This window comes from Endozoicomonas montiporae CL-33 (genome assembly GCF_001583435.1).
GTDB classification, from domain to species: domain Bacteria; phylum Pseudomonadota; class Gammaproteobacteria; order Pseudomonadales; family Endozoicomonadaceae; genus Endozoicomonas_A; species Endozoicomonas_A montiporae.
The window spans coordinates 766,738-782,507 of sequence record NZ_CP013251.1 but is presented as its reverse complement, the minus strand read 5'-3'; the positions used below and the strand labels follow the sequence as shown (position 1 = coordinate 782,507).

Sequence of the window (15,770 nt, the reverse complement as noted above, 5' to 3'; positions counted from 1 at the left end):
TTGTTTTTTAGTGATGGAAATGTAGCCATAAATAACGGGTATTCGGAACTGGCTGTCGGCTTAGGTATAATAATTTTCTCGAAACAACAGTGAGTTATTTCGGTCATATTACGTACAAAGCAAAATATTTCACCAACCTATGTAACAAACCCACTACCAAAGCAGAGGCTTTGTTACATATAATGCCCACCATACTAAGTAAACCTTTCATAGCAGAGTGATAAAGACATCCAGTGCCGTTTATCGCCTGCTTTTGAAATCGAAATGCAGGCTGGATGAGTGAAATTTTTACGCTCTTTAGTCACCGTGTTGGGAGGTCGCGCTTCGCGCTCGTCCCAACCTACTGAACCAATATTAAACAGACACCATGACAAAGCAGAACATGTCAGACCCAGCGGAGATGTAACGCAGTGAAAGCCACCATCAAGGACGTAGCCAGAGAAGCCAAGGTTTCTATTTCTACCGTGTCCTATGCCATTAACGGAAAAGACCGGATCAGCGAAAAGACCCGACAGCACGTTCTTAAGGTTGCCAAAAAACTGAACTATGTAGCCAATGGCAACGCGAAACTGCTGAAACAGAAAAACACCCGTGCTATTGGTATTTTCTTCAACTCGTGGTTTGGTCCCATCTACAGCGAGATCGCCCGGGGTATTGAAAAAGCGGTTCACCAGGCTGGCTACGATCTGGTGGCCTGTAGCCTGTACGGCGAGGAAAACTCTACCGCTTACAAATACCTGCGTGACCGTATGGTGGATGGAGCCATTATCCTCACCAACTCCTTTGATGACGAGTTTCTGACCTCCATGGCTTCAAAAGAACTGCCACTGGTGGTGCTTGACCGGGAAATCCAGTCACCTCATATCTATAGCATTCTGATTGATAACTTTGGCGGCGCCTTCACAGCCACCAAAGCGATTGTTAAAAGTGGCGTCAGGGAAGTCTATTTTCTGGGCGGCCCGGAAGATTCGTACGACAACCAGAAACGTCTGGATGGTTACATTGCTGCTCTGGGCTTTTGTGGCGTTCCGGTTAATCACGACTTTATTCTTGAGTGTGACTTTACCGAGGAAGGCGCTTACCGGAAAATGAGCGCGCTGTTTGATCAGGGAACCATACCTGACGCTATTTTTTCTGCCAATGACGAGATGGCTCTGGGCATTTACCGGGCAGCCCGCGAACGTAATTTGCGCATTCCAAAAGACATTAAAGTCGTAGGCTTCGACAACATTCGTGAGTCTGCCGTTACTACGCCTCCACTGACCACTATTTCTCACCAGCAGTTTGAAATGGGTATCAGTGCTGCCGAAACCCTGTTCCATGCTCTCAAGGGCAATGATGATATAGAGTATATTCGCATTCAGCCCACCAAGCTTATCGAACGGGAAAGCCTGTAGGTTGGGACGAACGAAGTGACCTCCCAACACGGTGACTGTCTTATATCTCCTGAAAAGCCAGTTTGAAGTTAACATGATTTCTACTAACTGGCTCACCGTGTTGGGAGATCGCGTTCCACGCTCGTCCCAACCTACAAGCTGTGCATAAAATGAAGAAAAACAATATTTTCTTACAATTTGTTTAAAACCTTTAACTGAATAAAAAACCCTTTAATTTAAGGGTTTACAGCGTCATTCAAGTACAAAATAGCTTAAATCAACTCAAAATTTCACCATTCATTGATCTATGTCTTACAGGCTGGCACTTCTGTCTCGTTAATATCCCCCCGCATTGGATATAACGCTAGGAAGTGTCTAAGTGAACAAAAAGTTACTGTCACTGATGGTAGCTGGCACACTGTCTCAGGCAGTGAGTGCAGCGCCCATCGAAGCAGCACCGGCTGAAGCGGCTGAAGCTCAGCGCCCGAACATCATTTACATCATGTCCGACGATCACGCAGTTCGCGCTGTTAGCGCCTACGGCGACATCATCGGTGAAATGGCGCCTACGCCAAACATCGACCGAATTGCTGAAAACGGTGCCCGTTTCGACAGTTCTTTTGTAACCAACTCCCTGTGTGGTCCATCCCGTGCGGCCATGTTCACCGGTAAGTTTGGCCACATCAATGGCTTTAACTACAACGGTCAGGTATTTGATGGTTCTCAGGACACATGGACCAACCTGCTGCACGACGAAGGTTACACCACTGCTGCCATTGGTAAGTGGCACATCAACCTGACTCCGGACGGTTTCAAGTTTGACCACTGGGAAATCCTGAACGACCAGGGTGAATACTACAACCCGGACTGGATCACCAAAGACGGCGTGGAAACCGAAATCGGTTACACCACCGACATGATCACCGAAAAGACCATCACCTGGCTGGACTCCCAGCGTGACAAGGACAAGCCTTTTGCCCTGATCATGCACCACAAGGCACCTCACCGTAACTGGATGCCTGCGCCAGAGTACACTCAGCTGTTTGCTGACGTTGAATTCCCGGTGCCTGAAACCTATTTCGACAACTATGAAGGTCGTGTAGCTGCTCAGGGTCAGGAGATGAACATCTACCGTGACGCTCAGGAAGGTCACGACCTGAAGATGACCACCGGTGTTGGCGAAACAGAATGGCGTCAGGACATCTGGCCTCACCTGCTGGAGCGTCTGAGCCCTGAACAGCGCGCCGAGTGGGACGCTGCGTATCAGGAACGCAACGACTACATGAACAAGAACGCTGCCAACTGGTCTGAAGAAGAGATGGCCATCTGGAAGTACCAGCGTTACATGCAGGACTACCTGGCAACTATCCGTTCTGTAGACGACTCTGTTGGTGAAGTTCTGGATTACCTGAAAGCCAACGATCTGCACGAAAACACCATTGTCGTATACACCTCTGACCAGGGTTTCTACCTGGGTGAGCACGGCTGGTTCGACAAGCGTTTCATGTACGAAGAATCTTTCCGTACTCCTCTGGTCATGCAGTACCCGGCTAAAATCAAGCCAGGCACTGTTGTAAACGAGATGGTACAGAACATCGACTACGCGCCAACCTTCCTGGAATATGCTGGCGTTAACGTGCCATCCGACATCCAGGGTGAGTCCATGGTTGACCTGCTGGCAGGTGAAGCAGAAGACTGGCGTACATCCCTGTACTACCACTTCTACGAATTCCCGGCCATTCATAAAGTACAGCGTCACTACGGTGTTCGTGATGAGCGTTACAAGCTGATTCACTTCTACTTCCGCATGGACGAGTGGGAATTCTACGATCTGGAGAAAGACCCACAGGAAATGAACAACGCTTACAACGATCCTCAGTACGCTAAGGAAATCAAGCGTCTGAAGGAAGAGGTTCTGCGCCTGAAAGACCAGTACGATGTACCACCAATGGACGAGTGGGTTCGTATGCCTCTGCGTCGCCAGCGTAAGCCACGTCTTTGGGATCTGTACCCAGACAGCTACGATGAAAACAACAAGGTTAAGGTCACTCGTCCGGTTAAATAAGACGACCACTTAACTGTGTTTTCACAAACGGGGTATTGCCGATGGCAGTGCCCCGTTTTTTTATGACTGTAAAGGGAGTGTTAATCTTTTGGAGAGCAAGTAAATACTTGTTAATACAGATGTTTCTGATGGTTCTTTCGTGCATACTCGCCCTGTACTCAAATTTTTCTGTTTTTCGTTGCCAGACGAAAAATCTCCAACTGATTTATCACTCTTATGAAAAAATTTATCGAAGCCAGCTACATTGCCTTGTTAGCAGCCACCAGCACTCTGACTTTTGCCGGCGAACCTTCCGAAGCCCAGACCAAATCCATTGAAATGTTCCCGCAGGAGATGAAAGGCTATACACGCCATGTGATTCGCCTGCCCAAGCTGGAAGATGAAGCCCGTCTGGAACTGCTGCCCGGTAAAGTAGTACGTGGTGATACCTGCAACAAGCGGTTAGCCAGCGTAGAGGTGGAAAGAGAGAGCATTCAGGGCTGGGGTTACTCTTACTATAAAATCAGCGATTTCAATGCCGGACCTTCTACCCTGATGGCCTGCCCATCCGGCGAGCAGGATGTGAAAGTGATTGCCAGTAACGACCAACTGCAAAATATGCGTTACAACGACCGTATGCCTGTGGTCGTATTTGTCGAAGACGGCATGACTCTGGATTACAAAATCTGGCGCGTCAGTCCTGAAGAAACCAGCATTGAAGCACCTGCAGAATAATGCTGCCCGGCAGCGGGGAATATTCTTTCCCTGCTGCCTGTTTATTGCCCGTCTTGCCGTTTTGCCCACCTTTTAATACCTAAAAGAATAAAAATGAAAATAAAGATTCAAATAAAGTATCAGGCTTGGTCACTTTTTTATCAGTCGTAGAAACAACCTGCCTAACCCGAATATTTCATAAAAGGAGGCAAGTTCCGCCCAATCACTTGATATAATTGGGTCGACCAAAAGAAAGCTTCGGAAGAAGCAAACCGGAACTTGCCATGCCCAAATCTACACAAGAACAGCTTCGTTTTCATCCCTCAAATGGAAAAACCATCCGGGCAGACTTCAATGGTGGGGAGTTATCTTCTGACTTTGGCACTCTGCTGCTACGGGAAACCATTCTGCAGAGCGGTCTTATCTGCAAAATGACTGATGCCATCAATGACAGACGCCATCAATCCTATATCGACCACTCCCTGAAAGAACTTCTGGTTCAGCGGGTTCTGCAAATGGCCTGCGGCTATGAAGATGCCAACGACAGTAACCGTTTGCGTAAAGACCCTATGTTCAAACTGGCCACTGGTCGCAATCCGTTGGACAGCGATAACCATCTCGCATCAGCGCCCACTTTTACCCGGCTGGGACAATCTATGACCCGCTCCGACATTTACAGGATGGCTGAAGCATTTGTGCATCACTTTATCAGCAGTTACAAGCTGCCACCTCCGGTGATCGTTATCGATCTTGATCATACACCGGCCATTACTCATGGTGGCCAGCAGATGAACCTGTTTAATGCCAAATATCAGGACTACTGCTACTTGCCCCTGATGATTTTTGAGGGACTCAGCGGCAAGCTGATTACGGCGATTCTTCGTCCGGGGAAAACCCCAACGGGCAAGGAAAATGCAGCCATTCTCAAACGGGTCATTCGGCTGCTTCGGAAAAAGTGGCCGAAAACCCATCTACTGGTTCGGGGAGACAGCCACTTCGCTCAACCAGAGTTAATGTGGGTGGTTCAGAATGCCCCTCATTCGGATTATGTCCTGGGCAAAGGTGCAGGCCACAAAACGGCTTTGCGGCCAAAAGCCAAAGAGTTGTTGGATGAAGCGCGTCAAGCTCTGAAGGTCAAGACTGAGCTGGCAAGACTGAACAACATGCCAGAACCTGATCGGCTCAGACTTTACGGGGAAGCAGAATACCAGGCCAAGAGCTGGAAAGGTCTCGATACCCGGATAATTTACAAGGCGGAGGTCAACCAAAAAGGCGACAACCCTCGTTTCATTGTGACGTCGATGAAGGAAGCTTCTCCAGAGGTAATTTATGAAGAGCTTTACTGTCCAAGAGGACAGGATGAGAACTTCATCAAACATCTGAAAAGTGATCTGTCCGGCGACAGATTGTCCGATCAGGGCTTTTTGGCTAACCATTTGAGAATGTTTTATGCCTGTGCCGCTTATGTTTTGCACTATGAGTTAAGAACCAAGACTTTGAAAGGTACGGAGCTGGAAAAAGCGCAGCCATCAACGGTGATCATGAAGCTCTGTAAAGTTGCAGTCAAAGTGGTTGAATATAAAGACCGAAATGAACTACCCCGGAGCAAGCTCCGGGGTATCAAGTTAGCTCTTGAGTAGGTCGCAGCAAGCTGCGGGGAATTAGACCCAAGGCTTCGCATTAAACTTCATCTGCCGCGTAGCTGCCCATTCAAGAGGCTTTTGCAGCATGTGACAGAAGTCTTTTACCAGATGCCGATACTTCGACCGGGGTAGCAACTTTCATAAGACTCAATCAAGGTACATAGCAACCAGATGAAAGAGCCTTGGGGCTTTCCGTTATCCTGAAATAGCAGGATTCGTTGATTAGCGTCTAATCTGTAAGCAAGTATGGGCTGCAATGTCTTTCACATGGTTAACAGAGCAACAGGCTTGCGGAAAAGTCCAAAATTAAGAGGATGGGATGGTAGTTGCTGCTTGTTTATGAAATATCCGGGCTAGCACCATCACTAAAGGTCACCATGTGACGATCAAAGCCGTGATGCATCAAGCTGCCATACAGCATCCCTTCGCTGATACTCCGCCGGAGTCCGGGGCGTTCTTTAAAACCAATGTCGTCCATGAAGTCTTCCCACGCCTTCAGGCTCAGGAAGTGAACTTCACTGTACTGCTCCAGAAGGCGCAGCCATTTCTTTGAGAGGCCATGCTTCTCAAGATAATCCAGCCCATGACGGTTAAGAACATAGACAGGCCAGGGTCGGTGTAACAGTGTCAGGAAGTTTTCCCGACTCTTGCTGCCGGTAGTGCCAAACCAGGTAAACAGTTCATTCACGACCACAGTACAATAACCGTTCTGTCCCTTGTGCCGGGCACCTGTGTCATCTGTCTGCAAATAGTGCGAACAGCGTATACCCGTTGCCAGAAGCTCATCCTTTTCGGTATGGAAATCATCGTGCCCTTTGGTCAGCAAGTTGCTGAGTTCACCAGCAGAGATGGAGACGCCTGCGTCCCATAACAACTCAAGTAACTGAGGCTGGGTGACAGCACATCCGTAATGCTGGAGCAAAATAAAAGCCTGCAACTGGGAACCAAAATGGTGACCATGCAAGCTGTCGGGCGGCCGTCCACTGATGGTTTTACCCTCTGGGGTCAACCATTGTTCGAGCCAGTAACGAACAGACTTGGCTTTTATCTCAAACTCCTGAACAGTAAACGACTCCCGTCCGTGGCGAACCGACCCTTCCGGAATGTCATCAGGAGACAGGCAGTGCTCTTCAGAGACAGGAGGGCTGTCGGGCTGGGAACGCTGGCGGCGAGTAGTGTCGTCAGGCCTTTCCACTTCTGATTTGCGACTGTACGATTCACCGTCTTCGGGAGCTTCAGTTTCTGCATTCCCATCAGAGCTGGGTGGTGAGCCGTCTGGGTCGTTGTCATCTGGCGGCTTGGTGCTGGGTTTGATATTGGGTTTGGGGTTGAGTTTTTTCAGGCGAATGATCTCGTTCTCCAGCACTTCAATCCGAGCCTGTTGCTGAACATTCAGTTCCCGGAGCCGAACAACCTGCTCTTGCAGCTGAACAATTTGTCCCTGTAACTGGGCGATGAACTTCAGCAGGTTCGTTGACTGGCCTTTGGTAGGTAATGGAATCATGGGATTGAGGTTAGACGACAAATTGCAACTTTGCCTCATGTACCGATTTTTGAGCACTTACACCGTTTAATAAGCCATGCTTGATTGCAAGCTGAAAATCTTCAGCTCTTATCTCTTCGGTGTGACCACGAGCAATGTCAAAAGCCAGCTTTTGAGCAACTTGAAGATCATTAGGCAGCTGCCTGGCTTGTTGAGCTTCGGCTCGTTCAGTCCGATTACCTGCTACATTCTGACGTTGACTGCGCTGAGGAGGCTGACTGGCCACTTTCTTTTCAGGTCTTAAAGCCTTCACCAACTCTTTAAATGTCTCAGCCGCATGGCTGACATCACCTTCCCTCAACAATGCTTCAACCATGTGGCTGTTTAATAAGTCATACTCCATGGCCAGTTGGTAATCTTCAGCTTTTATTTCTTTGGCCTGCTCGCAAACAATGTCAAAAGCCAGCTGTTGTGCAGCCTTACTGTCAATGGGCACTTGTTGATTCTGCGTCCGTCTGGCCGGAATATTGCCAGACGTATTCTGCTGTCGATTGCGCTTGGCAGCTCGCGCCTGATCACGATTTTGTACCGGTTTCCCTGACTTTCTCTTGCGCTGATTGCCCTGCCATTTTTGAATGTCCTGCTTCTGTCTGGCTCTATTTAGCTCTCCCTTTTGCTTGTCAATCTTCTTATCCAGAGCTTCTATCATTGTTTTGTATTTGGGCTTTCCAAACATCAATCGGGAAATAAAACCCTGATCTGAATGCGCCTGACTTAACTTTAAAATTTCCTTTGATTCATCCTTTAAAAACGCTTGATATTTTTCAGGCCACTCATCGCCAAAGGACAATTTGAATAGATCTTTCATCTCATCCAGAGCTTTATTGACGCCCTCCTGATTCTGGCTAACAACTGCCTCAAGCAGCGTAATCTCCAGCTGATGAATTTCACTGACGGGCTGATTCCGATAGTGATTGATCAGGTTCTTGCACTGCTCCCGATTGACCACCTTTATAGCCCGCTTATTGATTGTTTTGACTGCTAATTCCAGGTGCCGACTAACAAAAAGCTGCAAGGCTTTGCCGAGTCGTTTAGCTTCTTTACTCTGCCAAAGCACCCCTTTTTTCTCACTATCAACCTGTTTCTGATCGGAAAAGCGCAATATACGATCAGGTGACTGTCCTTCACCAATGAATTTGTTGACTATATTGGGGTTGAATGGCCGCATCATTCGTCTTTAACCTGATTGATCGCTTTGTCTAATCAGGTTATCGGTTGCTGGCCTGCTAACTTCTGGTGCTTTTTATCCGTTGCAACCATTGCTCAATTTCAGCCAAAGCCATTTTGTTCTGCCGCTGGCTGAGTAACGCGATAACCTCGGCAATCACTCTGTCAGTCAGCTCCCGGTTCTCATCGAGCTTCTGCAAATGATCCGTTGTTCTGAAATGATCCGGATTGACCACCAGCATGGCGAATTTGCCACGTCTTTGTGACAGTGGCAGTGCCCGAAGCTCTGTCAGGCGTGCCAGCCAGTCAAGGCGGAATTCACGATTCTGCTGATCGAGGTTATGCAACTCGACAGCCCAGTTCATCAGCAACTTTTTCTGCTCACGACCCAGCTTGCCCACCCAGGGTTTTAACCCTTTTTCCATTCGGGCGACCTTATCTCGTTCCCATCCCTTTCGGCCAAGCGCCTCACGGCGATCATAGCGCTTCAACAACTGTTTCCGGATATTCTCTGTCAGTTCCTGCTGTTGTTGATCAGATAACTGATCCAACAATTGCAACAGGTGAGGCTCTGCCTCACTCACCAGCCGTTGCCAGAAGGTCAGCGATTTCATGCGATGCGAGCGCACACTGACAAGAATATCGTGGCGTGATAATTCTTTGTTCATCAACTGGTCACGAATACTTTCCAGCCACAGCTGGTATTCCTGAAGCTCACTGTTTTTATGCCACTGCTGTAACTGACTGAAACGCCGGTCAAAATCCTGCTTTTGTGTGGGGGTCAGAGTGACATAATCGTCCACATACCAGTGCACCAGCCAGTCAAGATTATCGTAAACGTAAGTCGTCGAGCAGCTCGGCAAAAAAGGCAGCATCATCAGAAGGAACAGGCAGCAGACTCTTTTTATAGTATTCATACGGCACTGGGTGCTTTTTATTATTGAGCCTGCCTATACCTTAAATCAGCTGGATAATGATTTCCATTTGTCTGTTAGCGAGAAAGATCGCTTTTAAAAGGTAATCATTTGCATTCAGATACTTAACTAAAAAATACTTTTTGAATAAAGCTTTATCAAATTCTGTAAATAGAAACAAAAACTGACCCATATCAAATCATTAATTAACAAACTCAATAACAATCTTCACCATCTCAATAAACAAGAACACAGCCGGGTTCTTACAAAGTTCCGGCACAGCGTATTTCTCTGAATAAATTTGCCCTGTTTCGTAGTCTGATCACCGCTAAAGAGTGCTTTCGCAAACAGTCTGAAACATAAAACAGTGAGAATACCTGAACTGACTAACCAATGGGGGAGTAAGTATTGGATACTAGTCTGATCATCACCAGTGCCACCGGCTTTATGGCCGTTCTAGGTGGGTTACTGGCTGTATTGCTTATCGTTGCCAATAAACGCTTTTATGTTTTTGAAGACCCCCGTATTGATGAAGTCGAAGACCTGTTACCCCGCGCCAACTGTGGTGCCTGCGGTTCCCCCGGTTGTCGCGCCTTTGCCGAAGGTCTGGTAGCCGGAACATTCCAGCCCGGTCAGTGCACTGCCAATTCCAGCGATAAAAACAAAGACATTGCCAGCATGCTCGGCGTTGCCATGAGTGTTGCCGAGAAACAGTTGCCCCGTGTCGCCTGTGCCGGTGGTTCTCACGTTGCCTGGCAACGCGCGCACTACGAAGGTATGGAAGGGTGTCGCGCCGCCGATCTGGTGGCCGGTGGTGGTAAAGGTTGTAACTGGAGTTGTCTCGGTCAGGGTGACTGTGTCGTCAGTTGTCAGTTTGATGCCATCTACCTCGATCGTAATGGTTTACCCCATGTCGATGCAGAAAAATGCACCGCCTGTGGCGACTGCATTGATGCCTGCCCCAGAACTCTGCTGTCCATGCAGCCTGTCAGTCACAAACTCTGGGTGGCCTGTAATAATAAAGAATTTGGTGATAAAGCCGAGTCTGACTGCGGCGTTGCCTGCACGGCCTGTGGTCGCTGCGAAATGGATGCCGCTGAAGGCCTGATCGCCATCAGCAACAATCTGGCTACGGTCAATTACACCCTGAATAACAAGGCAGAAAAAGCTGCCATCGAACGTTGCCCAACGGGTGCCATCGTCTGGCTTGAAAAAGACGACATTATCCGTAAAGGCAAGAAAGCAAAGAAAGTCATCCGCAAAGATGCCTTACCTGTTGCGTAACAGCGTCAGGGTTTACCAGCCCTGATACAAGATTGAAACCCGAACGTTTTAACCCTTTCAGAGCCGTTCCACAGCTGGAGCTTTATGGATCACTCTGCGGTTAAAACAGTAAGAAGTGGTCGTTTGGAAGGAGATCCCTCTTGGTCAAATCAGTCGAAAAGCAATTCAAGTACCCAGGCAAGCGCATGGCCATCGACGGTAACACCGCGGTGATCATGTGTGAGCGTGAAGCCTCCGATGCTGCCGGTGCCTACCCCATTACCCCGTCTACACAGATGGGTGAATACTGGGCAGAGCAGACGGCGGCAGGACACGTTAACGTTTCCGGCAAGCCGTTGATCTTTGTCGAGCCGGAATCGGAACACGCTGCTGCAGCGGTGACCGCCGGTATGTCCATGAGTGGTCTGCGTGCCACCAACTTCAGTTCTGCCCAGGGTATCGCGTTCATGCACGAATCCCTGTACGCAGCGGTGGGTAAGCGCCTGCCCTATGTACTGAACGTCGGCGCCCGTGCAATTACCAAAGCCTCCCTGAACGTACACTGTGGTCATGACGACTACCATTGCATCGACGACACTGGTTTCTTTCAGGTGTTCGCAACCAATGCCCAACAAGCTGCCGACCTCAACCTGATTGGTCGCAAGATTGCCGAGCTGTCTCTGACGCCTGCCGCTGTCGCACAGGACGGTTTCCTGACCACGCACCTGATTGAGCCGGTAATGGTTCCGGAAAGAGATCTGGTGGAAGAGTTCTGTGGCTGCCCGGACGACATTATTGAATGCCCGACACCGGCTCAGAAGCTGATCTACGGTGAAAAGCGCCGTCGTGTACCAGAGCTGTGGGACGTAGACAACCCTGTGGTGGCGGGTACTGTTCAGAATCAGGACGCTTACATGCAATCCGTAGCCGCCCAGCGTCCTTACTTCTTTGAACACATCTCAAAGATCACCGACGAATGCATGGAAGAGTACTACCAGCTCACCGGTCGTCGCTATGAGCGTGTCATGAACTACAAGATGGACGACGCTGAATATGTAGTGGTCGGACAGGGTTCCATGGCAGAACAGGCGTGCGCAGTCGCCGACTACATGCATGAAAAGCGTGGCATCAAAATGGGTGTCGTTAACCTGACCATGTACCGCCCATTCCCGGGTGACCTGATCGGTAAAGCCCTGAAAGGCCGTAAAGGCGTTGTGGTTCTGGAACGTACCGACCAGCCTCTGGCAGAAGACCTGCCTGTGATTCGCGAAATCCGTGCAGCGATCACCAAGTGTCAGGAGAATGGTATTGCTCAGGACGAAACACCTTATGAGCACTACGCCACCTACAGCAAGTTTGATACACCACGTCTGTACTCTGGTTGCTTCGGTCTGGGTTCCCGCGATCTGCAACCCGAGGGCATCATTGCCGCCGTTGAAAACATGCTGCCAGAAGGCAGACACCAAAAGTTCTTCTATCTGGGTATTGATTTCACCCGTGAAGAAGGCCTGACACCAAAAGAAGACATTCGTCGTCAGGAACTGCTGGACGCTTACCCTGACATTCAGAAGATGAGCCTGAAAGGTTCTGAGAATCCTGACCTGTTGCCAGAAGGTGCCATTACAGCCCGTCTGCACTCCATCGGCGGCTGGGGTATGATCACCACCGGCAAGAACCTGGCGGTCACACTGTTCGACCTGTTGGGTTATGACATTCGTGCAAACCCGAAATACGGTTCCGAGAAAAAAGGTCAGCCCACCACTTACTACCTGTCTGCAGCCCCTGAGCCTATCCGCATCAACTGCGAATACCATTATGTAGACGTAGTGATGTCTCCGGATGCCAACGTATTTGGTCATTCCAACCCACTGTTTGGCCTGAAGCCGGGCGGTGTATTTATTATCCAGAGTTCTCTCGAAACACCAGAGGAAGTCTGGGCAACCATCCCTCGTGCATCTCAGCAGTATATCGTTGATAACGATATCAATATTTATTATCTGGATGGTTTCAAGATCGCTCGTGAAGAGGCCTCCAACCCTGAGCTCCAGTATCGTATGCAGGGTAACGCCTTCCAGGGGGCCTTCTTCCGGGCGTCTCCATTGCTCAAGCGCGGTTCTTCATCAAGCAACGGCGTCCTCACCGAGGACAGCCTGTTTGAAGCGATCCGCAGCCAGCTGCAAAGCAAGTTTGGCCATAAGGGTGCCCACGTTGTAGAAGACAACATTCGTGTGGTTCGTCGCGGCTTTGACGAAATGGTTGAGATCACTGAAAAGGTCGTTGGTGCCTCTCTGCCAGAAGTTCGCAAAGAAGAAAAACTGCCCGTAATGCTGAAACAGGTTCCTGTGAGCAAAGACGGCATTTCTGACCTGCACAAGTTCTGGGACGACACTGCTTCGTTCTACGCAAAAGGCGACGGTGAAGGCAATCCTGCCGACCCGAGTCTGGCGATGAGCCTGATGCCTGCCGGTACCGGCGCTTACCGTGATATGACCGGTATTCGTTTTGAGTACCCTGAATGGATTCCTGAAAACTGTACAGCCTGTGGCGACTGTTTCACCATCTGTCCGGACAGTGCATTACCTGCACTGGTTAACACCTTCGGCGAAGTCTTTGAAACTGCCATTAACCGCATCGAAACCAAGGGCATGCCTACCCGCTTCCTGCGTCGCGACACCCGCGCTATTGAAAAGCGTGTACGCGAACTGATCGAAGCCGGTGGTGAAGGCTCTAATCCGAACCTGCTGATTGATCAGGCGGTTCTGGAACATCTGAGCAACTCCACTCTGGAAGGTTCCCAGAAAGAAGCCCAGGAACAGGAATTCAGCCTGCTGCTTGATCAGGTCAGCAAGTTTGATTTCTCCATTACCAAACCGTACTACACCAGTCGTGAGAAGAAGGCGAAAGGCTCCGGTGGTCTGCTGTCTATCACCCTGAACCCCAACACCTGTAAAGGCTGTATGGAGTGTGTTCAGGTCTGTACCGACAACGCCCTGGTGGTTAAGCCACAGACTGATGAGTCTGTTGAGAAAATGCGTAAGAACTGGGATTTCTGGATGGATCTGCCGACCACCAGCGAACAGTTCAGCCGTATTGATGACCTCGACGAAAAAGTGGGTGCACTCGAAACCCTGCTGATGGACAAGGCAAACTACATGTCCACTGTCTGTGGTGACGGTGCCTGTCTGGGTTGTGGTGAGAAGAGCATCATCCATCTGATGACGTCTACTGTGACGGCAATGATGCAGCCGCGTATCAAGGCACACCTGAAAGAGATTGACGATCTGGTCGCCAGGCTGGAAACCCACATTCGCATGAAGCTGGCGGGTGGCGTTGATATCAGCAATGTGGATGCCATCGAGCACGCCATTGAAGAGCACAGCGACCATGACCTGACGCTGGCGAACCTGACCGACAGCCTGAACGCTGAAGGTGCCAGCACACCGATTGATCCGAAGTGGCTGCGCTGGGTGACCCAGCTGGTTGAAAAACTGAAGCACCTGAAGTATCGCTACACCGAAGGCACCACTGGCCGTGGTCGTGCAGCGATGGGTATCACCAACTCCACCGGCTGTACCTCTGTATGGGGGGCTACCTATCCATACAACCCATACCCATTCCCATGGGCGAACCACCTGTTCCAGGACAGCACATCGCTGGCAATGGGTCTTTTCGAAGGCCATATGGTGAAAATGGCGGAAGGTTTCAAGGCCATTCGTCAGGCGAAACTGGAGCTGGAAGGCAAGTACGACTCTGACGTACACGACAAGTTCTTCACCCACTTCAAGTGGAATGACTTCAGTGATGAAGAATACCGTCTGTGCCCACCGGTTGTTGCCATTGGTGGTGACGGTGCGATGTACGACATCGGTTTCCAGAATCTGTCCCGTACCATGGCATCAGGCGTACCGATCAAGGTGATGGTGCTGGATACTCAGGTGTACTCCAACACCGGTGGTCAGGCCTGTACCTCCAGCTTTGTGGGTCAGGTCGCTGACATGAGCCCATACGGTAAAGCCAAACACGGTAAGACCGAGATGCGTAAGGAGATCAGCCTGATCGGTATGGCGCATCGCACCAGCTTTATCCTGCAGAGTTCTGCGGCGCACACGACACACCTGTTGGAAGGCTTTATTGATGGTTTCAACAGTCGTCATCCGGCGTTGTTTAACATCTACGCCGCCTGTCCGGTAGAACACGGTATTGCCGACGACATGGCTCGTCATCAGTCCAAACTGGCGGTCGATTCCCGTGCCTACCCACTGTTCCGCTACGATCCGGATGCAGGCACCAGCTATGAAGACTGTGCATCACTGGAAGGTAATGCCAAGCTGACCGACGACTGGCTGACTTATCCGATCAAGTATCTGGATGAAGAAGGCGAGCAGAAGACGATGGAACTGCCATTTACCTTCGCTGACTTTGCCATGACTGAAGGTCGCTTCAGCAAGCACTTCCGTAAGGTGCCTCAGGATGCCTGGAACGACGAAATGGTGCCACTGCACGAGTTCCTGGGAATGGACAACAGTGACCGTGAAGGCCTGTTCCCTTACGTGATGGCTACCGACAGCAAGAACCACCTGGTTCGTGTTCTGGTGGCTCAGGAAATGGTGAATTCCTGCGACGAGCGTCGTCACTTCTGGCGTCAGCTTCGCAGCCTGACTGGCGTAGAAAATCAGGCGAAGGTGAAAGCTGCTGCTACCGAGGCGAAAGCCGAACTGGCCAGCCAGCTGACCGGCAAGATAGAGGAACTGGTGGGCACCATCACCGTGTCTCCTACGATTGCCGCACCTGCTGCACAGGGTGACAACCTGATCCCTGCTGTACAGGTCGGTGAAGGTGTCTGGGTAGAAAGTGCTGAATGTACTGCCTGTGATGAGTGTATCAACATTGCGCCCGGCGTCTTCGCTTACGATAGCGATGGCAAGGTGCAGATCACGAACCCGCAGGGCGCTGCTTTTAAGGATATTGTAAAGGCGGCTGAGAAGTGTACTGCTGGCAGCATTCACCCCGGTATCCCCTGGGATCAAAGTGAAAAGGATCTGGATAAGCTGATCAAGCGAGCTGAGAAGTTCCAGTAAAACAATCTTCGCTGTGAAGTAGCTTTCT

8 protein-coding genes and 1 pseudogene are annotated in these 15,770 nt (G+C 50.0%); 6 read left to right on the top strand and 3 right to left on the bottom strand.

Annotated elements, in window-relative coordinates:
* Positions 1-410: 410 nt before the first annotated feature.
* The 4 genes and pseudogenes from EZMO1_RS03470 to EZMO1_RS03455 all read left to right on the top strand — a co-directional run bounded on the left by EZMO1_RS03470 (position 411) and on the right by EZMO1_RS03455 (position 5,909).
* On the top strand, positions 411-1,397 hold the full coding sequence (locus tag EZMO1_RS03470) for a LacI family DNA-binding transcriptional regulator (RefSeq protein WP_034879704.1): 987 nt from the start codon (positions 411-413) through the stop codon (positions 1,395-1,397).
* 358 nt (positions 1,398-1,755) lie between these two features.
* On the top strand, positions 1,756-3,441 hold the full coding sequence (locus tag EZMO1_RS03465) for a sulfatase family protein (protein ID WP_051790744.1): 1,686 nt from the start codon (positions 1,756-1,758) through the stop codon (positions 3,439-3,441).
* Positions 3,442-3,657: 216 nt separating this feature from the next.
* Positions 3,658-4,155, top strand: a complete 498-nt coding sequence (locus tag EZMO1_RS03460) for an ecotin family protein (protein ID WP_034879701.1) — start codon at positions 3,658-3,660, stop codon at positions 4,153-4,155.
* 263 nt (positions 4,156-4,418) lie between these two features.
* Positions 4,419-5,909: pseudogene (locus tag EZMO1_RS03455) on the top strand (IS1380 family transposase).
* Positions 5,910-6,114: 205 nt separating this feature from the next.
* Here EZMO1_RS03455 and EZMO1_RS03450 read toward each other — a convergent pair.
* Genes EZMO1_RS03450 through EZMO1_RS03440 form a run of 3 tightly spaced genes read right to left on the bottom strand, consistent with a single transcriptional unit; the run spans position 6,115 to position 9,404 of the window.
* Positions 6,115-7,281: an FtsB/FtsL family cell division protein gene (locus EZMO1_RS03450; RefSeq protein ID WP_034879699.1), complete on the bottom strand. Its 1,167-nt coding sequence runs from the start codon at positions 7,279-7,281 to the stop codon at positions 6,115-6,117.
* 10 nt (positions 7,282-7,291) lie between these two features.
* Positions 7,292-8,491: a hypothetical protein gene (locus EZMO1_RS03445; RefSeq protein WP_034879697.1), complete on the bottom strand. Its 1,200-nt coding sequence runs from the start codon at positions 8,489-8,491 to the stop codon at positions 7,292-7,294.
* Between the two features lie 55 nt (positions 8,492-8,546).
* A complete protein-coding gene (locus EZMO1_RS03440; protein ID WP_051790739.1) occupies positions 8,547-9,404 on the bottom strand; it encodes a DUF6279 family lipoprotein in 858 nt (285 codons plus the stop codon).
* Positions 9,405-9,809: 405 nt separating this feature from the next.
* On the opposite strand from EZMO1_RS03440, the gene EZMO1_RS03435 reads away from it, so the two are divergent.
* Positions 9,810-10,685 carry an RnfABCDGE type electron transport complex subunit B gene (locus tag EZMO1_RS03435; RefSeq protein WP_201772256.1) on the top strand — a complete coding sequence of 292 codons (876 nt, stop codon included), beginning with the start codon at positions 9,810-9,812 and terminating at the stop codon, positions 10,683-10,685.
* 140 nt (positions 10,686-10,825) lie between these two features.
* Positions 10,826-15,742: a 2-oxoacid:acceptor oxidoreductase family protein gene (locus EZMO1_RS03430; protein WP_034879695.1), complete on the top strand. Its 4,917-nt coding sequence runs from the start codon at positions 10,826-10,828 to the stop codon at positions 15,740-15,742.
* The last annotated feature ends 28 nt before the right edge of the window (positions 15,743-15,770 follow it).